The sequence below is a fragment of the Methylobacter tundripaludum SV96 genome (assembly GCF_000190755.2).
In the GTDB taxonomy this organism is placed as follows: Bacteria; Pseudomonadota; Gammaproteobacteria; order Methylococcales; family Methylomonadaceae; genus Methylobacter_A; species Methylobacter_A tundripaludum.
Genome location: NZ_JH109152.1, coordinates 955525 through 976481, shown reverse-complemented (window position 1 = coordinate 976481; position 20957 = coordinate 955525). Strand labels below are relative to the sequence as shown.

At 49.2% G+C, this 20957-nt stretch carries 16 protein-coding genes; 6 read left to right on the top strand and 10 right to left on the bottom strand.

Features of this window, described 5'->3' with window-relative positions:
- Positions 1-38 precede the first annotated feature (38 nt).
- The 4 genes from METTU_RS21565 (at position 39) to METTU_RS04320 (ending at position 10307) form a co-directional block, all read left to right on the top strand.
- Positions 39-4859, top strand: coding sequence for a beta strand repeat-containing protein (locus METTU_RS21565; protein WP_006890088.1), 4821 nt, complete (start codon positions 39-41; stop codon positions 4857-4859).
- A gap of 28 nt (positions 4860-4887) precedes the next feature.
- Complete coding sequence (locus METTU_RS04330; RefSeq protein ID WP_006890087.1) at positions 4888-6222, top strand: FecR family protein; 1335 nt, start codon at positions 4888-4890, stop codon at positions 6220-6222.
- A gap of 80 nt (positions 6223-6302) precedes the next feature.
- Positions 6303-7928 (top strand): ShlB/FhaC/HecB family hemolysin secretion/activation protein, encoded by a 1626-nt coding sequence (locus METTU_RS04325; RefSeq protein WP_006890086.1) that lies wholly within the window; start codon positions 6303-6305, stop codon positions 7926-7928.
- A gap of 96 nt (positions 7929-8024) precedes the next feature.
- The gene (locus METTU_RS04320; RefSeq protein ID WP_006890085.1) at positions 8025-10307 is read left to right on the top strand and encodes a PAS domain S-box protein; all 2283 of its coding nucleotides are present in this window, start codon (positions 8025-8027) and stop codon (positions 10305-10307) included.
- 514 nt (positions 10308-10821) lie between these two features.
- Here the strand turns inward: METTU_RS04320 and METTU_RS04310 are convergent.
- From METTU_RS04310 to nrdR, 8 genes are all read right to left on the bottom strand, one after another.
- Complete coding sequence (locus tag METTU_RS04310) at positions 10822-11328, bottom strand: phosphatidylglycerophosphatase A family protein (protein WP_006890083.1); 507 nt, start codon at positions 11326-11328, stop codon at positions 10822-10824.
- Positions 11312-12247 (bottom strand): thiamine-phosphate kinase, encoded by a 936-nt coding sequence (thiL, locus tag METTU_RS04305; RefSeq protein ID WP_006890082.1) that lies wholly within the window; start codon positions 12245-12247, stop codon positions 11312-11314. Before thiL ends, METTU_RS04310 begins: the two co-directional genes overlap by 17 nt.
- A 33-nt stretch (positions 12248-12280) precedes the next feature.
- The gene (gene nusB, locus METTU_RS04300) at positions 12281-12715 is read right to left on the bottom strand and encodes a transcription antitermination factor NusB (RefSeq protein WP_006890081.1); all 435 of its coding nucleotides are present in this window, start codon (positions 12713-12715) and stop codon (positions 12281-12283) included.
- Positions 12715-13191: a 6,7-dimethyl-8-ribityllumazine synthase gene (gene ribH, locus METTU_RS04295; RefSeq protein ID WP_006890080.1), complete on the bottom strand. Its 477-nt coding sequence runs from the start codon at positions 13189-13191 to the stop codon at positions 12715-12717. The genes nusB and ribH overlap by 1 nt, the downstream gene beginning before the upstream one ends.
- Before the next feature lie 168 nt (positions 13192-13359).
- Positions 13360-14463 (bottom strand): bifunctional 3,4-dihydroxy-2-butanone-4-phosphate synthase/GTP cyclohydrolase II, encoded by a 1104-nt coding sequence (gene ribBA, locus METTU_RS04290; RefSeq protein ID WP_006890079.1) that lies wholly within the window; start codon positions 14461-14463, stop codon positions 13360-13362.
- Between the two features lie 15 nt (positions 14464-14478).
- Positions 14479-15135, bottom strand: coding sequence for a riboflavin synthase (locus METTU_RS04285; protein ID WP_006890078.1), 657 nt, complete (start codon positions 15133-15135; stop codon positions 14479-14481).
- Positions 15136-15193: 58 nt separating this feature from the next.
- Positions 15194-16279, bottom strand: a complete 1086-nt coding sequence (gene ribD, locus METTU_RS04280) for a bifunctional diaminohydroxyphosphoribosylaminopyrimidine deaminase/5-amino-6-(5-phosphoribosylamino)uracil reductase RibD (RefSeq protein WP_006890077.1) — start codon at positions 16277-16279, stop codon at positions 15194-15196.
- Positions 16279-16782 (bottom strand): transcriptional regulator NrdR, encoded by a 504-nt coding sequence (gene nrdR / locus METTU_RS04275; RefSeq protein WP_006890076.1) that lies wholly within the window; start codon positions 16780-16782, stop codon positions 16279-16281. Before nrdR ends, ribD begins: the two co-directional genes overlap by 1 nt.
- A gap of 207 nt (positions 16783-16989) precedes the next feature.
- On the opposite strand from nrdR, the gene METTU_RS04270 reads away from it, so the two are divergent.
- Both METTU_RS04270 and grxC read left to right on the top strand, forming a co-directional pair.
- Positions 16990-17640: a class II aldolase/adducin family protein gene (locus METTU_RS04270; RefSeq protein ID WP_040579605.1), complete on the top strand. Its 651-nt coding sequence runs from the start codon at positions 16990-16992 to the stop codon at positions 17638-17640.
- A gap of 36 nt (positions 17641-17676) precedes the next feature.
- Entirely contained in the window at positions 17677-17934 is a 258-nt protein-coding gene (grxC, locus tag METTU_RS04265; protein WP_006890074.1) for a glutaredoxin 3, read from the top strand.
- 193 nt (positions 17935-18127) lie between these two features.
- Here the strand turns inward: grxC and METTU_RS04260 are convergent, their stop codons facing one another.
- The gene (locus tag METTU_RS04260; RefSeq protein ID WP_006890072.1) at positions 18128-19309 is read right to left on the bottom strand and encodes an O-succinylhomoserine sulfhydrylase; all 1182 of its coding nucleotides are present in this window, start codon (positions 19307-19309) and stop codon (positions 18128-18130) included.
- Between the two features lie 120 nt (positions 19310-19429).
- Positions 19430-20938 carry an amidophosphoribosyltransferase gene (gene purF / locus METTU_RS04255; protein ID WP_006890071.1) on the bottom strand — a complete coding sequence of 503 codons (1509 nt, stop codon included), beginning with the start codon at positions 20936-20938 and terminating at the stop codon, positions 19430-19432.
- Between the last annotated feature and the right edge of the window lie 19 nt (positions 20939-20957).

Sequence of the window (20957 nt, the reverse complement as noted above, 5' to 3'; positions counted from 1 at the left end):
GTAATAAAATAATTACAAATTAAAGTGCATTAATCACGATGAAAACCTATCGGAAAAAACAGTCTACGCGTCACCGGTCATTGTTTGACGCAAGCTTGCCGCTACGTCGTGCGCTGAATCTGGCTATTTTAACGGTGCTCTACCCGTCTTTTTCTCATGCCAATCCGGACGGCGCGCAAATCGTTAGCGGACAAGTCAGCATTGATACCGCCACGCCGGGCGTGACCACCGTCACCAACAGCCCCAATGCGATTATCCAATGGCAAAATTTCAGCATCGCCCAAAACGAACTCACCCAGTTTATTCAGCAAAACGGCCAAAGTGCGGTACTCAACCGCATTATCGGCCAAAACCCCAGTGAAATTCTGGGACAATTAACCTCCAACGGTAAAGTCTTTTTAATCAACCCTAACGGCATCGTGTTCGGCGCAGGCTCTGCGATTGACACCCAAGGCCTGATTGCCTCCAGCCTTAACCTGAGCGACCAGGATTTCCTTAGCGGCAACTACCATTTTATAGCCGGTTCCAGCGCCGGAAACATTGTTAATGAAGGCATCATCCGGGCAGGAAAAGACGGCAACGTTCTTCTTATTGCCCCAAAAATAGAAAACAGCGGCATTATCAAGAGCGAGGGCGGTTCCATAACCTTGGCAGCCGGACAGGAACTGACCATTACCAACCTGGATTCACCTGATATTCGTTTTCAAATCCAGGCCCCCGCCGATAGCGTCCTTAATCTGGGTAAGCTGCTAACCGAAGGCGGCGCAATTAATGTGTTTGCAGGCACCATCAAACACAGCGGCGAAATCAATGCCGACAGTGTCCAAATGGACAAACAAGGCAATATCCAACTGGTCGCGCAGCAGGATATAACCTTAGCCGCGGGCAGCAAAATATCGGCCAATAACAGTCAGGGCAATGCGGGGACTATCCATATTGAAAGCAAAACCGGCACAACTCTGGCTCAAGGCTCAATCGAGGCCCAAGCCACCCAAACCGGCAAAGGCGGCAACATAGCATTGCTCGGCGAGCGCGTCGGCGTACTGACTCAGGCGCGTATTGACGCCAGCGGTGAAAACGGCGGTGGGCAAGTTTTAATAGGCGGTGATTATCAGGGCAAAAAACCCAACCTCCACAATGCCAAAGCTACCTATGTAGGCCAGGGCTCGACCATTAAAGCCGACGCCAAAACCAAGGGTGACGGCGGTAAGGTCATCGTCTGGTCGGATGAGGTCACCCGCGCTTACGGCAACATCAGCACCAAAGGCGGTAGCTTGAGCGGCAACGGCGGTTTTATCGAAACATCCGGACACCAATATCTGGATGTCGAGGGCATTCGCGTTAACGCTTCGGCTACCAACGGCACCACCGGTAGTTGGCTACTTGATCCTAATAATATTAGGATTATTCATGCCACCAGCGCGTCGTCAGACGTATACATGAATGGAGCTAACCCCTTTGCGCCGCCCTCGGATGCGACAAACTCTACCCTATCCGATTACACTCTTAATCAAGCGCTTAGCGGCTATACCAGTGTTTCGCTGACCACGGCAAGTACCGGTACAGCCGGAACCGGTGATATTTTATTTGACGGGTCTAATGGCTCGATTGTACTAAGCAAAAATTCCGCCGATACGTTTTCGACCACACTGACTTTTAATGCTTTCAATAATATTAAGTTTCTTTCTTCCAGCAATACGACCATAGAAACCACTGCGACTGCCGGTACAGGCGGCCTTATCGTAGTGTTCAATCCCGGCACCGGAAAGGTAACCGTTGAGAGTGGAGCAACCTTGAACCTGAATGGTCAAGGAGGCGATTTGGAAGCTCAAATAAGCGGCGGAAAAACCTGGGAAAATAGCGGAACCATCAATATGCTGGGCAAGTCAGTTATCCGCCCCTACCTGTCCTCATTATCAACCTTCGACAATCTTGCCGGAGGTGTATTAAACATCGGCACTACGGGCGGTTGGTCATTCCTCAGCAATTCAGGCAACCAGGAAGGTATTGTCAATAATGCCGGGACAATTAATGTCAATCAAAGTACCTCGTGGGAAGCCAAGTTCTCGCAAGTCGCCGGCGGGATACTCAACCTGCACGCCGGTTTGTCCATGCAGCATCTTAATGTCGCTGCTGGCACTATCAATATTGACAGCGGTATAACGCTGTGGATTCCGGAGAATCATTCAGGCTTAAACAAGTTTGACGGTACATCCATCAATGGACCGGGACGACTCCAGATTGGTTATGCGGTTTCAAGCTACTCGCCTACCGTGAATTTCAATAATGTTAGCACCAGCGGACTTACCCTATTAAGAGAAGAAAAAGGCTCTTTGGCATTTTCCGGCACGAATACATTTGCCAATACTAAATTCTTCGCTAATGGAACCAGCAACACCGATTGGATAATACCCACTGCAACCTATACGGGCAATACGGAATGGTGGGCCAAGGGTAACATTACGCTGAACAGTAATCTGAGCACTGCCGGCAATATGACATTGGGCGCCGGGTGGAACGCCAACATTGCCACGCCTGCGAGCACATCGACCGGCATGATCACCCATAGCGCCGCCTTAAGCGCCGCCAATGTTATTTTCAAGGCCGGTAAAATGGCACTGACCGGCGGCACAATCAATGGCAGCAGCTCTGTCAGTCTCTTAAGCAGCAACGCCATTGACCTTGGCGCAGGCCCCACCGACGCGTTGAGCACACTTGAACTCAGCAACGCCGAGTTAAATACCATCACGACCCCTATTTTGCGTATAGGCGATACCGGCAGCGGCGCCATTGACATCAAATCGGCACTGACATTAGCGAATATTACGACCGCACTGAACCTGACATCCGGCGGCGCCATCACCCAACAGGCCGGTGCAACAATCGCCGCCGTACCCGGACTGAATTTATCAGGAACTTCAGTGACATTAACCGAAGCCAATTCGGCCGGGGTAATTTCCGGTTCGGCCTCAGCAGGTGATTTTCGATACCGCTCTTCCAGTTTGCTGACCATTGCCACGGTGGATGGTGTCAGTGGTATTACAGTACCTTCTGCCAATAATATCGCTTTGGAGTCCGGCGTGGGTATTGGCCAACAAACAGGCGCAAACCTTAATGGCGGCGGCCTGGCGCTAAAAACCATTGGATCGGTGAATCTGCTCAATAGCGGCAACAACATAGGCAGGCTTGCCGCCGATTTGACTTCGGGTACAGGTAGTTTCGATCTTTTTACGGGCAGCAACCTTGTCGTAACCAATATGCTATCGGCCGATGGCTCCACAACACTGAATGGCATTACCACTAATAACCAATCCATACGCCTTACTTCCAATGCCTTAAGCATCAATCGCCCCATAAATGCCGGTAGCTCCAGCGTGGACCTGACCACAGATACGCTGATATGGGATGCCGCAGGCTATGGTAGCGTGGTTGGCAGTCAAGCAGACATTCGCCCCTATACGGCGGGTCGTCCTATCACTGTCGGTGCCGCATGCATTGGCGGTTCCGGAACTTGTCTGAGCATAACCGATCTGTGGAAAGTATCCGCCCCCGTTATCGGCATCGGTAAAAATAATGCGGGGGCCATTTTTGTTAGCGGCATCACCTATGGCGGCACAACCCTCACTGACAGAAACTCAATAACTACCCGCATCGGCTTAATCAGTAACGGTGGCGTCACACAAGGCGCTACAGGCATTAACGTACAGGATCTTGGCATTGACGCAAACGGTACGGTGTTACTCAATGCAGTCAATAACATCACCAATCTTGCCGCTAAAACCTTAGGGCAAAACTTTACCTTTAATAACGGCCAGGGTTTCACCGTCACCCAAATGAGCGGCGGCACTACAAATTCCACTTACAATTTAAACGGCATTGACACCTGTTCGACGCCGGGCGGCTGTAATAATGCCGCATCGACCGGCGATGTATCTTTGACCGCCGGCGGCCCATTAACTATCGACACCGGGGGCGTCAGAGCCGGTGGCGATATAACATTGGTTGCGAGTGGCAATATTATCCAGAATGGGGCGCTTTCGGCTGGATTAAACGAAAACTTGACACTCGCTACCACGGGCGGCAATTACATTAACACTGTCGGTAGCGGCGCTCTCAATGTTTTCGGTACCGGTCGCTGGTTGGTCTATTCAACCAACCCAACCAGCAACACTTTGGGCGGATTAACCCCATCATTCAAACATTATGGCTGCCAATACGCGACCGGTTGTACTGATTACAGCATTCCCACCACCGGCAATGGCTTGCTTTACAGTATTACGCCCGTACTGAGTGTTACACCTGGGGCTGCCGGTAGCGTCTACGGAAGTCCGATCAGTCTAACCGGACTAGGCTATACATTAACGGGTTACATTGACGGTGATACCGTTGCCGGCTCTGGTGTCGAGGGCACAGTCGCCTTCTCGACCGATGCCACGGCGAGCTCATCTACGGGCAGTTACAACATCACCTATAATGCAGGATTAAGTAATAATCTGGGGTATGTCATTTCCGATAATACGGTGAGCCTGGCTGAATACACTATCACGCCAAGTTCAACGATTATTACTGAAGATCCGAGCAAGACCTTGATTAATAATGAAGAGTCGAACAAAACTCTGATTATTGACGAAGAACTGAGCAAGACCTTGATTAATAATAAAGAGTCGAACAAAACCTTGATTATTAATGAAGAACTGAGCAAAACCTTAACCGATTCCACAAAAAAAACTGACGCCGGTGTATTGGGAACAACGCCTCAATCAGGGCAGCCATTAGCCGATGAATCGGGTAGTAGCGCCGGCGGATTTTCCGGTTCCACAGAGGAAAAAGATAAAAAACCTCAACTGTGTACCAAATGATAATTCATCCTCTTTCTATAAAACCGCCATGCCTATTCAAATAACTCAACTCGTTAAAAGTTATGGCTTATGGCTGTTCTTATTAACTGTTGCCCTACCCGTTTATGCGGCGCCTCTAGTCGTTGGTCACATTAGCTTTGTGAAGGGCAGCAATGCCGCCCAGCAACCCGGGGGGACGCCTCGAATTCTCGGTAAGGACACGGAAATTTTCCAGGGCGACAATATCCAGACCACCGAACGCAGTTTTGTGATTGTCGAATTTACCGACGGCGCCAAGATTACCGTGCGTCCAAACAGTAACTTTAGCATTGACCATTATGACAGCCAATCTGCCAATAAAACGGCACAGTTGGTGTTGCATCAAGGCGGCGTTAACACCAGCACCGGCGATATTGCCAAGGCCCATCCGGAAAACTTTCAAATAAAAACACCGACATCCACTGTTAAACCCGAATCCGAAAAAGCGGAGTTTACTGTGCGTATTTGCGACAAAGATTGCGAAGATAAGGGAAAAGAAGCCGCCGCCAATGCGGTAAGAACCGAGCAAAGCGTAGTAGCTCGCGTGGTCGATATTAAAGGTGAAGTGAGCGCCATCAACCGTGCCGACAAAAATGCAAAGGAGCGCCCCCTGTCACTGGGCAAACCGGTATATAACGCCGATTCCATTCATAGCGAAAAGGATAGTTATGCGCTTCTGGTCTTTCCCGATGGAGAAAAAGTCACTCTGCAAGCCAATAGCGAACTGGATATTAAACAATATAACTATCAGATTAAAGACAAAAAAGACCAGGTTTTATTGCGCTTAACGACGGGAGGGCTGCGCGCACTAACCGGCAGTATCGGAAAAAACAACCATGATGCCTTTGCCCTGGATACGCCGGTCGCCACTATCGGTATAAGAGGCACAGGCACAGACACCTCTACAGACGGAGTAAACCTTGATCATTCTACCTGGCAAGGGCTCTCCTTTTTGCACAATGAAGCGGGAGAATTTGATGTACCGGAGGGTAGCAGCAGCTCCACTTTCGGTCAAAACGGCATACCTCAGATATATCCTACGCCGCCGAATGCCCCACAGCCTTCCGAGCCTCGACCGGATACTAATAAATCCGATCCCAAGAAAGTGTTTGAGGAAAAATCTGCCACCAAAGGCGATACAGTCGTTAAGTCTACGAGTGGAAATACGGCCGTTGAGAATAACAAAGGTGAAAAAAACACGGTAAACGAAGGCGAAACCGGTTCTGCAAACTCGAACGGTGAAATCACATCCGAGCAATCGGATAATACGACAGCTGACAATCCGTCTGGCAGTGGAAGTTCATTCGACGATGCCGACAACTCACTCGAAGGCTGTACAATATAATGTAACTTTAGAGGCGCTGCAGTACTCCGTCTCTACACAGGTAATGCTGAAAATGATTCAGCGACACAACTTGAAACATCATGAAAAAACAACAACAAGCGGATAAAAAAAATCATTGGTTTACTGTCCGCCTAGCCAGATCGACCTTACTCACCGCCAGTTTATACCTGATACCCCAAGCATTTTGTTTGGCAGCGGCCGCGCCGCAGGAATTCAAGTTTAACATTAAGCATTTTTCGGTTGAGGGTTTGTCGCCGCTGTCTCAATCCTTTATTGACGACTATTTTAAACCGCTACAAAACCGGTTATATACGCTCAAAGAGCTACAGGAAGTCAGTAAGGCGCTTGAGTTGATTATTCGTGAACAGGGCTATCCCTTTTATCGAGTTATAGTGCCGCCGCAAACCCTGGCTACCGGCGATGTAAAACTGCAAGTTATCTCTTTTACCTTGGGTGAAATCGAAGTAACCGGCAATAATTACTTTCCCCGGAACAATATTATTGCCAGTTTGCCGGTTCTTAATAAGCTCGAATCGCCCAATACACAAGCGTTGGCAGAAGCTATTAAAGTGGCCAACAAACACCCTTCAAAACAAGTACAACTGACCTTTAAACCCAGCAAAATCCCCGATAAATTAGACGCCGATATTACCGTGTCCGAACACCGTCCTTACCAGGCGTCTTTAATTGCCAATAATTACGGCACGGCCAGCTCGGGCGATTACCGGCTGACCGGCACACTGCAATACAGCAACTTATGGGGCTTGGATCATATCGTCAACGGCAGTTATTCAACCGCTCCCGATCACGCCGATACGGTCAAACAATACGGCGCCAGCTACAGTCTGCCTATCTATCGACTCAAAGGCTGGCTGAGCGCCTATTATGCCAATTCCTCGGTCAATACGGGCACCATCGCGACCGATTTAACGGTGACCGGATCGGGCGAAATGTACGGTATCCACTATCAGCAGTATTTACCCAAATGGGGCCAATACGAACATAGCCTGGATTTAGGCATTGATAATCGCTATTTCATCAATGACATTCAATTTCAAAATATCCAGTTGGGCGCCAATGTCCGCAGCGCACCTTTTAGTGTGCTTTATAAAGGCGAATATCCCTGGCTAAATACCCACACCGGCTATTATGTGCAGTGGGTGGGCAATACCGACTTCGGCGGACACAATACCCAGGCTCATTATCAAGCAGCTCGCCTTAATGCCAAGCAAAACTGGGATTTGTTGCGCTATGGCAGTAGTTTTTCAGTCAATGTTAATGAATGGCTGATGCAAACCAGTCTTACCGGACAGCATAGCCACAGTCCGCTCATTGCCGGAGAACAGCTCGGCATTGGCGGCAGTTTTGATGTGCGAGGCTATGATCAACGCGAAACCGGCGCGGATAGCGGTGAAATTGTAAAATTTGAAGTGACCACTCCCGCCTGGTCTGCCCTGAGCGTCGTCGAGGGACAAAAAACCAATTTATTTGTATTCTATGATTATGGACATGGCCGTCTGCAAAGCACCACGCCGGGACAAGTCAAAGACTGGAATCTGAGCGGTACGGGAATTGGTGCGCGCTTTCAATGGCGGGAGTATTTTCAAGGCAATATTACCTTTGCCAATGCCCTGGACACTGTTGAGGTAGGAACTACCCAAGCGGGCAACAATCGTATCCATGCCAATATTGTGTTCAAATACTGAAGATTGAGTCATACTCTACGCGGAACCTTATCGCGCTGTCTTGCAAGATGAACTCAGCGCGTTGCACGTAAAAACACTTATTACAAGCTGAAAAACATGCATCAGTTCGCACCCCATATCATTGTCATTGAGCTGGTTCGTCCAGATGACGTCGCGCCTCGTATTAAGCAGCTTACCCCCTCCGCCGCTACGTTGTTAGGCTATGGCGAGCAAGAACTTATCGGCAAGCCTGTTGACCTTATCTACGCGGCCGGAAACGACAAGGCACTATGGCAAGAAGCCCTTGCCGATGCAACTGATAAAAACACCCGCCAAAGCCCTTCGGCTCGGCTCAGGACAGGCTTTGCCTGTGAAATAGTCACCAAGGCAAATGACAAAATCCAGGTATTAATATCGCTTTCTGTCTTATCCAACCCAACGCCCAATAAAACCGACATTGCTTTACTGATTCAGGACAAGCCTGTCCTGAGCGAAGTCGAAGATTTCAGTGTTGAATCGGCGTTTACCGAAAGTGAAGAACGTTTTCGACAGATGGCGGAAATGGCCGGCGAATGGTTATGGGAGCAAGATCCTGAAGGTTACTACAGCTATAGCAGTGCCGCTGTTAGCCAAATACTGGGTTATAGCCCGGATGAAGTGCAAGGCAAACACTATACCGAGTTTTTAACCCCCCAGGATAAAGCCACCCAGCAGCACTACGCGACCAGTCACCGGCCTTTTTATGCGCTGCTGTCCCACTATCGGCACAAAGACGGTCGCCAGATACTGACCGAATCGACCGGCTTACCGATAATCAATGCAGCAGGAAAGCTGCTTAAATGGCGCGGTGTTGATCGGGACATTACCGCAAGAATGCATTTTCAGGATGCGCTTATCGAAAGCGAAAAACGTATCCGTTTGATTATTGAAAGTTCCTTGAGCGCTATCGTGATTATGGACTCTTACGGCATCGTTACCGACTGGAATCACCCGGCAGAAAAAATATTCGGCTGGACTAAGGATGAAGCCATCGGCCGACGTCTTGATGAGTTAGTTATCCCTCCCCGACTTCACGCGGCGCATCGACGGGGCTTGGAACACTTTCTGCACACAGGTTCCGGCCCGTTGTTAAATCGATTGATTGAGCAGACCGCCATTCGACGCGACGGTACTGAATTCCCCGTTGAACTGAGCATCTCACCCTTAAAACTGGGTAATGCCTACATATTCAGCGGCTTTATCCACGACATCACCGAGCGTAAGCGCCTGGAGCATCGGTTTCGACAAGCAGTGGAATCGGCGCCCAATGCGATTGTTATGGTAAACAAGTCAGGAACGATAGTGATGGTCAATGCGCAAACAGAGGCATTTTTCGGTTACTCACGCGCTGAATTAATTGGGCAACCGGTTGAAATATTAGTGCCGAAGCGCTTTCGCAATGCGCATGTCGGCGTTCGCCAAGCGTACCTCGCCACCCCTGTGTCCAGGCCTATGGGAGCGGGTCAAGACCTCTACGGGTTACGCAAAGACGGGACTGAATTTCCCGTTGAAATAGGCCTCAGTCTGATAGACAGTAAAGAAGAAACATTGGTACTGAGTACCATCGTCGACATTACAACGCGAAAAGCCACGGAAGCGGCCATTCGCCAAGCGCAAATCAATCTGGCCATTGCTCAAAGCGAAATCAAGATTGCCCAACGCATTCAGGCCTCTCTCTCGCCCTCGGCGCCGATCAAGTCCAATCATTTTGAAGTCACCGGTTATTGCTTACCGGCCGATCAAGTCGGCGGCGACTATTTTGATTATTTTTACCGCAATGAAGACCATTTGGACATGATTATTGCCGATGTTTCCGGTCACTCAATCGGCCCCGCCCTGTTTATGGTGGAGACCCGTAGCGCCATTCGCACTCAGGCAAATGGTTCGGGTACGCCCGCAGAAACGCTAAAAGTCCTCAATAATTTTCTCTTTGAAGATTTGGACAGGTCCGACTACTTTATTACACTATTTTATTTGCAATATAACATCACCAACCACCAATTGAGTTTTGCCAACGCAGGCCATCCTCCCCCTTTGCTACTGAGTCTTTTCCAATCCGAATGCAGGGAACTGGATGCTGACGGCTTAATACTGGGAGTCAACAAAAATGTAGTGTTTGAAGAAAAAACCACGACGCTATCCCAAGGCGACTTAATTTTGCTGTATACCGACGGCTTAACCGAAGCGGAAAATGCCGATGGCGAGTTTTTCGGCCTAAAGCGCGTCAATGACATCCTCGTTCAACATGCACTGAAATCTCCTCAAGCCATCATTGAGGCACTGTTGGAACAGCTAAAACAATTTTGTCGCAGTGAATCCTTTAACGATGATATTACGCTAATGATTTTTAAGCGGCATTAATAACCGACAGGATCAATTGCTCGCATCAACTCAGGGCAATTTACGAAAAATAGGTTATTTATCGAATACTTGCCATTACCAACCGTCTCTCCGCAACACCGTGGTTCCTCTAGCCGGGCGGCTTGGCGCTTTTCATTCTCCGCTTTTTGTCTCCACTATAGGGGATTGCTTACATTTATATGTGTTACCTTTAAAATTACACCAAAGAGCCTTATAGGCTCATAGTGCCGTTTTTGGCTTAGATTAAGGAACAATAATGCTTGGGAAATTAACAGAAGAGGCATGGGTTCTGTATCTGAAAATCCTGGATATTGAACGCATATCAGGCTTTTCAATAAAGCGGGATGAACGGGTTTACAGATTAACAGATCAAATTTATTACCGATACAAACGGCGACGGACTGCCTTGGAGCTTCAGACGATTAGAGAGAAACGATGATCAGCAGAGAGGGGATAAGGACGCTTATACTGAACCGCGCCCCACCTGAGAAGTTTTATTGCTAAAGAACCTGGTTTAGAAATAGCTTGAAAAGCCTAGCAACAAGCCGCCGGCAAACACGCCCGCCAGCACATCATCCAGCATAATCCCCAGGCCGCCATGCACCTGCCGGTCAATCCACTTAATCGGCCACGGTTTGAGTATGTCGAAGAACCTGAACAGGACAAAGCCCAGCACCATAGCCTGCCAGCTAAAAGGAACCAACCACATCGTTATCAGGTAACCGGCAATCTCATCCCAAACGATGCCGCCAAAATCATGCTCATCAAGCTTTTTTGCGGCGATGTCGCAAATCCGGATTCCGGCAACCGTCACGATTAGCGTCAACAGGCTATAAACGAACAGATTGGTTTGCGCAAATAACCAGTAAACCGGAATCGCAGCTAAGGTACCCATGGTGCCGGGAGCTTTTTTTGCCAGACCGGAGCCGAAACCGAAGGCTAGAAACAGGATGGGATCGGACAGTATCTGCTTGGGTGTCAGCTTGTTTTTACCCAACTGGGTATTAAGAAAAATGCTCAAAGCCTTTGACCTCTAATGGTTGGATATGACCCGATTTATTCAACCGCAAACCAGGCTTGGATTCAATGATGCCGATTTTAGTCGCCGCTATGGTCAACTGCGCCGCCTGCTCAGGGCTTACGGTAAAGCACAACTCGTAGTCGTCCCCGGCGGTCAGCGGCATAGACCAATCGCCGGTATCGTTGATGTAGTCCTGCACCGCTTTGGACAACGGCAACGCGTCCCAATCAAGGCACGCGCCTACCCTGCTTTGTTCCAGAATATGACCCAGATCTCCCGCCAAACCATCCGATAAATCGATGCAGGCATTGGCAATGCCGAGTAAGGCCAGCCCTGCTTCGATTTGCGGCTCCGGCCGGTTAAATCGCGCTAAAGTGGCCTCGGAATCGGCACAGATATAACCTTGCTTTATCTTTAAGCCCAATCCCGCATCACCCAAAAAACCGGTCATATAAATAAAATCGCCGGGCCGTGCCGCTGAGCGCCTGAGCGCTTGGCCTTTCGGAACTAAACCCATAGCCTGAACGGTCAAGGTCAATGGACCGGACGTGGTATCGCCGCCAATCAAATCCACTGAATAGCGTTCGGCCAAGTTTAAAAAACCTTGGGCAAACGCCGTCAACCAGTTTTCATCAACCTTAGGCAGGGTTAAGGCCAGTGTTACGGAAACGGGCTTTGCGCCCATCGCGGCAAGATCGCTCAAATTGACTGCCAGCAGCTTATGTCCCAGCAGTTCCGGGTCGGTCCCGGCAAAAAAATGCACGTTTTCCACCATGGTATCGGTGGTCACGGCTAACTCGAAACCCTCGGGGATGGACAACAACGCGCAGTCGTCGCCTATGCCCAAGTGCGTTGAAGGATTTTTGATCCGCTGCTGAGTGAAGAAGCGCTGGATTAAGGCGAATTCGGAAAGTGGCATGAGATTGGATTAAAGACTAAAGGTATATGCCCTTCACCTTGCGCCTTTTGCCTTAATTTCCCCCGCCCTTGTTTGCTGAGCGACCTTATCCAGTATGCCGTTAACGTACTTGTGACTACCGTCGGCGCCAAAGTCTTTGGCGAGATTGATGCCTTCATTTAAAACAACCCGGTACGGCATATTTAACCGGTACAACAACTCGTACACACCGATTCTTAAAATAGCCCTTTCGACCGGATCAATCGTATCGACAGGACGATCTACAAATTCCGACAAAACCTGATCGATCGCATCCAGGTTTTTAGGCACGCCGTAAAACAACTCGACAAAATAACTTTTCTGAGCGTCTTTCAAGCGCTCTTCTTCCAGAAACTGCCGTTCAATCTCACTAAGATTCTGGCCGGCCATTTGCCATTGATACAATGCCTGTACAGCAGCCTTTCGGGCATTGGTTCGAGCTTGACTCATTATATTTCCAGGTTATTAAATAAACTTACCATTTCAATGGCGGATAGTGCCGCTTCCGCGCCTTTATTACCGGCTTTGGTGCCCGCACGCTCTATCGCCTGCTCAATACTGTCAACGGTTAGTACCCCAAAACTGACCGGCACATTGTATTGCAGGGAAACCTGCGCCAGGCCCTTAACGCATTCACCGGCGACATATTCAAAATGCGGCGTGCCGCCTCGGATTACTGCGCCTACGGCGATAATCGCATCGTATTTTTTAGCCGCCGCCACGCGTTGAACCACCATCGGCAACTCAAACGCACCGGGAGCCTTAACCAGATGAATATCCGCTTTATTGGCACCGTGGCGAACCAGCGCGTCAATCGCACCCGCTTCCAGTTGTTCAACGATGAAACTGTTAAACCGCGAAGCTACGATGCAGAATTTTCCGCCTTGAGCGAGTAAATTCCCTTCAAAGGTTTTTAATGTTGACATGATGTTTCTCTATTGTGTGATTAACGTGTAATGTTGTTGAAGTCGCGTAGGGAGTGATTAATTCACCACGAAGGCACGAAGAACACGAAGTTTTATTGGTTTCTCTTCCTGTTCTTCGTGCCTTCGTGGTGTTATTTTTTAGTTAATACCTAATGTGGCAAATAATCTTCAACCCACATGCTCGGCGACTTCCAAATCAAACCCGGACAATGCGACATATTTCTTCTGGGTGCCTAGTACCTTCAGCTTATGCACACCCAGATCGGCCAGTATTCTGGCGCCGGTTCCGGTGGTGCGCCAATCTGCGGCGCCGACAGCCGGAGTCGGACTCACAATGCCGTTATCTTCCAGCTGATAGTGATGTATCAGTTCCGCCAGCGATTTATTGTCTTCGCTTTGCCTGATGACGACCAATACCCCGCGTCCTTCCTCCGCTATTTTTTGCATAGCCGAACGCAATGGCACGCTGCAATCGCTACGCTTGGATGCAAACAGGTCATCCAGCAAATTTCTTGCATGAACCCTGACTAAAACAGGCTCTTCGCCGGAAACCTGGCCCATGACCAGCGCCAAGTGCAGGTTATTGTCATTCCGGTCCTGATAGGCATAAAGCCTGAACTCGCCGAATTCGGTGGGATAAGCGCACTCGCTGATGCGTTCCAGCGTATTTTCGTGCTGAATGCGATAATGGATCAGATCGGCGATAGTGCCGATTTTAAGGTCGTGCTGCTTGGCAAACACTTCCAGATCAGGCCGTCTTGCCATCGAACCGTCTTCATTGAGTATCTCAACGATAACTGCCGCCGGTTCCACGCCTGCCAATCGTGCCAAATCGCAGCCCGCTTCGGTGTGTCCGGCACGGTTTAATACGCCGCCGGATTGCGCCATTAACGGGAAGATGTGCCCCGGCTGCACCAAGTCATCGGCTTTTGCATCCGCCGCTACTGCACATTGAATGGTACGCGCCCGGTCGGCTGCTGAAATGCCGGTGGTTACGCCGGTTGCCGCTTCGATGGACACGGTGAAATTGGTTGAATGGGCGGTTTTGTTTTCATTGACCATCAACGGCAAACGTAATTGCTGACAACGCTCACTGGTCAAGGTCAAGCAAATCAGGCCGCGGCCGTAACGGGCCATAAAATTTACATCTTCCGGGCGAGTGCATGAAGCCGCCATCACCAGGTCGCCTTCATTCTCACGGTCTTCATCATCCATAATGATGACCATTTTGCCTAAGCGCAAATCTTCTATAATTTCTTCGATTGTATTCATTTTACCTTTAGGCCGTTAGCCGAAAAAACCGCTTTTTTGCAATAATTCTTCTGTGATGCCGCCATGGCTTTTAGCCGCCGCATCACCCTTGATGAGCCGTTCCAGATAGCGAGCCAGCAAATCCACTTCCAGGTTGACTTTAGTTCCGACCACCGCATCGCCCAGCGTGGTCTCTTTGAGCGTATGCGGCACAATATTCACGCTGAACACGGCGCCATCGACGTCATTGACGGTCAGACTGATGCCGTTAATGCAAATAGAGCCTTTTTCGGCAATGTATTTGGCTAAGTTGTCAGGCGCTTTAAATTTAAAGCGAAAAGAGCGTCCGTCTGCCCGCTTTTCCATAACCGTGCCAATGCCATCGACATGGCCGCTGACGATATGCCCGCCCAACCGGGTCGTCGGCGTTAGGGCCAGCTCCAGATTAACCGGCGTACCCACGGTTGCGGCATTTAATAGGGTTCTGGACAAGGTTTCATTGGACACATCGGCGCAAAAATAATCTTTACCTAACTCCACTGCGGTCAGGCACACGCCGTTAACGGCAATGCTGTCGCCAAGCACGACGTCATTTAATGGTAATTTTCCGGTCGCTATAGTCAATCGGCAGTCGCCGGATTTCCGCTCGATTGCCGATATTTTGCCCACTGCCAAGATAATGCCTGTAAACATGGATGCCCTGTTAAGTTGTAGGGGCGAATTTATTCGCCCAGGGCGACTGAAGTCGCCCCTACAATGGTGTATAAGTTAATTTCAAATCCTGGCCGACCTGCCGGACATCGCGCAATTTTAACTGCTTTTTATCCGCCATTTGTTGTAAACCCGGCAGGTTAAATAATCCGCGCCCCTGGTCGCCTAAAATGCACGGAGCCATGTAGATCACATACTCATCGACCCAATCTTCGTCCAGTAACGCACCATTCAGCACGGAACCTGCCTCAACCAGCAGCTCGTTGATTTGCTGTTGGCCTAAAAAATCCATCACGGCCTGCAAATCAAGTCGCCCGTTTTTACAGGGCAGTTGATAGACTTCAAAACCCACCTGTTGCAACGCGCCTTGTTTTTGTTCATCCTGCGCACAGGTTAAGATTAGGCTGCGTCCCGGCAGTTTAGCCATCTGCGCGGTAACCGGCATGTTCAGATGCGTATCCAGCACTACCCTGACCGGTTGCAAGACATCTCCATCTACACGGGCATTCAGCGCAGGATCATCCGCCAACACGGTATTGATGCCGGTTAAAATCGCCGAGCTTTCCGCTCTTAATCGATGCACATCGGCTCTGGCCTCATTTGAGGTAATCCATTTGCTTTCACCCGATGCCATGGCGGTGCGTCCATCCAGGCTCATCGCCAGCTTGCTGCGCACAAACGGGCGGCTATCAGTCATGCGCTTGATAAAACCGCGATTTAACGCCAGCGCGTCTTCCTGCAATACGCCGCAAATAACCTCAATTCCTGCCACTTTAAGCTTTTTCAATCCGCTGCCCGACACCTGAGGGTTCGGATCCTGCATCGCCGCAACAACCCGGCTGACTCCGGCTTTTATCAACGCATCGCAACACGGCGGGGTTCTGCCCTGATGACTGCAAGGTTCCAGCGTTACATAGGCGGTTGCGCCTTTAGCATCCGGTACATTTTTTAACGCTTCAACTTCTGCATGTCCCTGGCCCGCTTTCACATGCCAGCCCTGCCCGATCACTTCACCGTCCCTGACTAAAACACAGCCTACACGGGGGTTCGGATCGGTTGTATAACGGCCTTTTTTAGCCAGGGAAATGGCTTGCGCCATATAAAAAGCATCGCGTACCGAAGACATTATTTTTGTCGCCCCGGTTCCGTACCGGTTGCGACACTTCCACCATCCCTGGCGGTCGTTTGTAGATCTTCAATCATGTCGGTGAATTCACTGACATCCTGAAAACTGCGATAAACCGAGGCAAAGCGCACAAAAGCCACATGATCCAGTAAACTTAATTCTTTCATGACTTTTTCGCCCAACTCCTGTGCCGATATTTCCCGCTCGCCCGACGCCCGCAACTCCTTTTTTATTCTATTGATCGCGGCTTCAATATCGTCACTGCCTACCGGGCGCTTTTCCAGAGCCCTGAGCATGCCTGAACGCAGCTTATTTTCCTCGAAAGGCTCACTTATCCCGTCGCGCTTAACAATCCGGGGCAGCGTTAATTCAGCCACCTCGTGTGTAGTAAATCGTTCCTTACAAGCATTGCATTCACGCCGACGGCGAACCTGATCGCCTTCATTTGCCAATCTGGAATCAAGAACCCGCGTATCTTGCGCCCCACAAAACGGACATCGCATAGTTAAGTCACTGTTTTATATATACCGATTACCTCCATGGATGGAGGAAATGCCGATGACTGCCGGAAGCGGTCGCGGCAAAATAGGCCTTCAAACTCGAAAACCGTTAATTTTATAACACTCTGCATTTTATCTGTATTTTATTTTCTAAACTATACTGTAGCCGTATTCCTGCCTACTCAACCACACCGCCCAAGATCCTGCCACATGAAAGAACAAGAAGGTGTAATAAAATACCAGTTAAATCATACGCAACGGTCGATTAGCTCCCCGTTATCATTGACCGAAATCAACGCCTGGCGCACTATTGCCGTGCGACTTGACCTTATCGGACAAATTCCTGAACGATACGACAACATCGGATTCGGCAATATCAGCCAAAGAATCGATCCTCGTAGTGATCAATTCATCATCAGCGGAACTCAAACCGGACACATTAAACAACTTAGCCCCGAACATTATTGCCTTATCGTCAAAGCGGAACCCCATCAAAACCGGCTTCAGTCCTGCGGCCTGCGCAAACCGTCTTCCGAATCCCTGACCCACGCCAGTATTTACGCCCAGGACAATACTATTCAAGCCGTTATTCATGCCCACAGTCCTGAAATCTGGAAGCATACCTTGGCGCTTGGACTGCCTCACACTAGCGCCGATGTCCCTTACGGCACGGTTGAAATGGCGACGGCTGTTGAGCAATTATTTCAATCCGGCAACCTATCGCAGACTTCATTATTTACCATGCTGGGACACGAAGACGGCGTAGTTGCTTTCGGCAGAAACATGCAGGAAGCGGCCTGGGAACTGATCAAATATTTATCACTGGCCATCGGAATTGAACAACAGCGCATTAACCGATAAAATGCTTGATCCTATATTAGCAACCCTTAATAAAATATGCCGGAAATACAAATCTACACGACCAATATTTGCCCTTACTGTATGATGGCTAAGCGCCTGCTCGACAAAAAAGGCGCTTCCTATACAGAAATCAATGTGGACGCCAAGCCCGGTTTAAGGGAAGAAATGATGCTCAAAACAAAGCGTCGAACGGTTCCCCAAATCTATATAGGCGATTATCATGTCGGCGGGTTTGACGAGTTGTATGCGCTGGATCAACAAAAAAAACTGGATGATTTACTGAAAGCTGCGTAGGTATTAAATTTAAATAAATTTTCACCACGAAGACACGAAGATTTATGTTTCATTCTTCGCCTCTTCGTGATGTCTTTGTGTGACTTGCGTAGGCGGGGTAACGGCTTTTCGTTGCCCAACCTTTCAGTGTTCAATGAGGGAATTCGCCTCGCATTGAAGCAGAAAAATATCGGGCATAAACGGCATGCCCGATCTACAAACCTCTTGAAATATCCTTTTTAATATCTTCAACATTTTCCAATCCTACTGAAATTCTTACCAAACCGTCTTTAATACCGGCGGCCACTCTGACTTCCGGCGTTAACCGACCATGCGTGGTAGTAGCAGGATGGGTGATGGTGGTTTTAACATCGCCCAGATTTGCGGTAATCGACAGCATTTCAGTGGCGTCGATCAACTTCCAGGCGTGCTCCTTGCCGCCGGTCAATTCAAAACTGACTATACCGCCGAAATGGCTTTGCTGGCGCTTGGCCAGTTCATGCTGAGCGTGCGATTGCAAACCGGGATAATGAACCTTGGCGACACTAGGTTGCTGCTCCAGCCAAAGAGCCAGTTCAAAGGCGCTGTCGCAATGCGCTTTCATTCTGACTGCCAGCGTTTCCAACCCGGACAAAAACACCCAGGCGTTAAAAGGGCTCATGGTCGAGCCGCCGGTGCGAAGATAGGGGTAAATATACTTTTCTATGATCTCTTCACTGGCAACGACGGCGCCGCCGACACAACGTCCCTGCCCGTCTATATATTTGGTTGCCGAATGAACGACGATGTCCGCGCCTAATTCCAGAGGTTTTTGCAACACCGGCGTACAAAAACAATTGTCAACAATCAGCAAGCAGTCGTGTTTATGAGCGATGTCTGCAAGCACCGAAATATCGGCAATTTCAGTCAAAGGGTTGGAAGGTGTTTCCAGAAACAAAAAGCGGGTATTCGGTTTAATCGCCGCTTCCCAAGCCGCGGTATCGATTAAATCGACAAAGTCCGTTTCAACCCCGAATTTGCTGAAATAATTCTGGAACATCAATACAGTGTTGCCGAACACACCCCGTGAACACACCACGTGATCGCCCGCTTTAAGCAAGCCCATACCGACCGCCATAATGGCCGCCATGCCGGAGGAAAACGCCAGGCAGCGTTCGCCTTTCTCCATTAACGCCAGTCTCTCCTGAAAGGCGCTAACCGTTGGATTAGTAAAACGAGAGTAGATATTACCGGGTTTCTGCCCGGTAAAACGTAAAGCGGCCTCTTCGGCACTCTTGAACACATAACTGGATGTGGCAAAAATCGGGATGCTGTGCTCATCTTCATGAGTGCGCTTATGTCCGGCTCTTATCGCCTGAGTTTCCAGAGAGTAGTTGTTCCAGTTAATGTCTTTCATTTGTTTTTAAACGTATTTATTTGTTAAAAAGATCAGGCAAAAGGCTAAGGGCGAAAGGCAAACAACAGGCTTCAATACGGCCGATCTTTACCCTTAGACCTTCGCCTTTAGTCTTGCTCCTCAATCACCGTTTTGCATTCCGATAATGAAATTTTCCGAGTTTCTTTCCGCTTGCGCGCCGTCATTGCGCAAAGCCTCAGTCCGCTCCAGATACTCATCGTCAATGTCGCCGGTGATGTATTCTTTACTGAAACAGGAGGTATCAAAATGCTGGATGTCCTGATTACCTTTACGAACCGCATCGATCAGGTCATTCAGTTCCTGATAAATCACCCGATCTGCGCCGATTGCTACACGCACCTCGTCTTCGGTGCGATCATGGGCAATCAATTCATGGGCGGCCGGCATATCAATGCCGTAAACATTGGGGTAACGCACCGGTGGCGCAGCAGAGGCAAAATACACTTTTTTGGCCCCGGCATCCCTGGCCATCTGGATAATCTGTTCGGACGTTGTGCCTCTAACAATCGAATCATCGACCAGCAACACATTCTTGCCTTCAAACTCAAGACTGATCGCGTTTAACTTTTGCTTGACCGATTTTTCGCGCATTTTTTGACCGGGCATGATAAACGTCCGGCCGATATAGCGATTCTTTATAAAACCTTCACGGTACTTTACGCCCAGAATGTTAGCCATCTGCAACGCCGCCGTCCTGCTGGTATCGGGAATAGGAATAACTACATCAATATCATGATCAGGCCAGTCTCTGAGCACTTTTTTGGCCAGCTTTTCACCCATACGCAGACGCGCTTTATAGACCGAAATACGATCAATAATAGAATCCGGTCTGGCAAAATATACATATTCGAAAATACACGGACAATGATCTACTTCATCTGAACACTGCTTGGTATGCAATACGCCTGATTCTTCTATAAACACCGCTTCGCCCGGTTCTATGTCCCTGATAAGCTCAAAGCCCAGCACATCCAGAGCGACACTTTCAGATGCGATCATAAATTCCGAACCTTGCTCGGATTTTCTTTCGCCAAACACTATCGGTCGAATACCGTGAGGATCCCTAAACCCTAAAATCCCGAATCCCGCAATCATAATTACAACTGCATAAGCGCCCCGACAACGGCGATGTACACCGGATACCGCCTGAAAAACATCGTCCACGCTTAATTGCAATTTACCCAAACTCTGCAATTCGTGAGCAAAAACATTCAACAAAACTTCGGAGTCGGAATCGGTATTGATATGCCGCTGATCTTCCACGAACAAGGCTTTTTTTAATTCTTCGGTGTTGGTTAAATTACCGTTATGCGCAAGCGTCAAACCGAAAGGAGAGTTTACGTAGAAAGGCTGCGCTTCCGCAGAACTGGTGCAACCCGCTGTTGGATAACGTACGTGAGCGATACCCATATTGCCTTTCAATCTCAACATCTGGGCATTGGTAAAAACATCACGGGTCAACCCGTTTTCCTTGCGTAGATGTAACCGCCCGGCCTCACAAGTCACAATGCCCGCAGCATCCTGACCTCTATGTTGCAAAACTGTCAGAGCATCATATAACTCTTGATTAACAGTTTGATGTGAAACGATAGCAGCAATACCACACATTATTTTTTAACCTGATTGT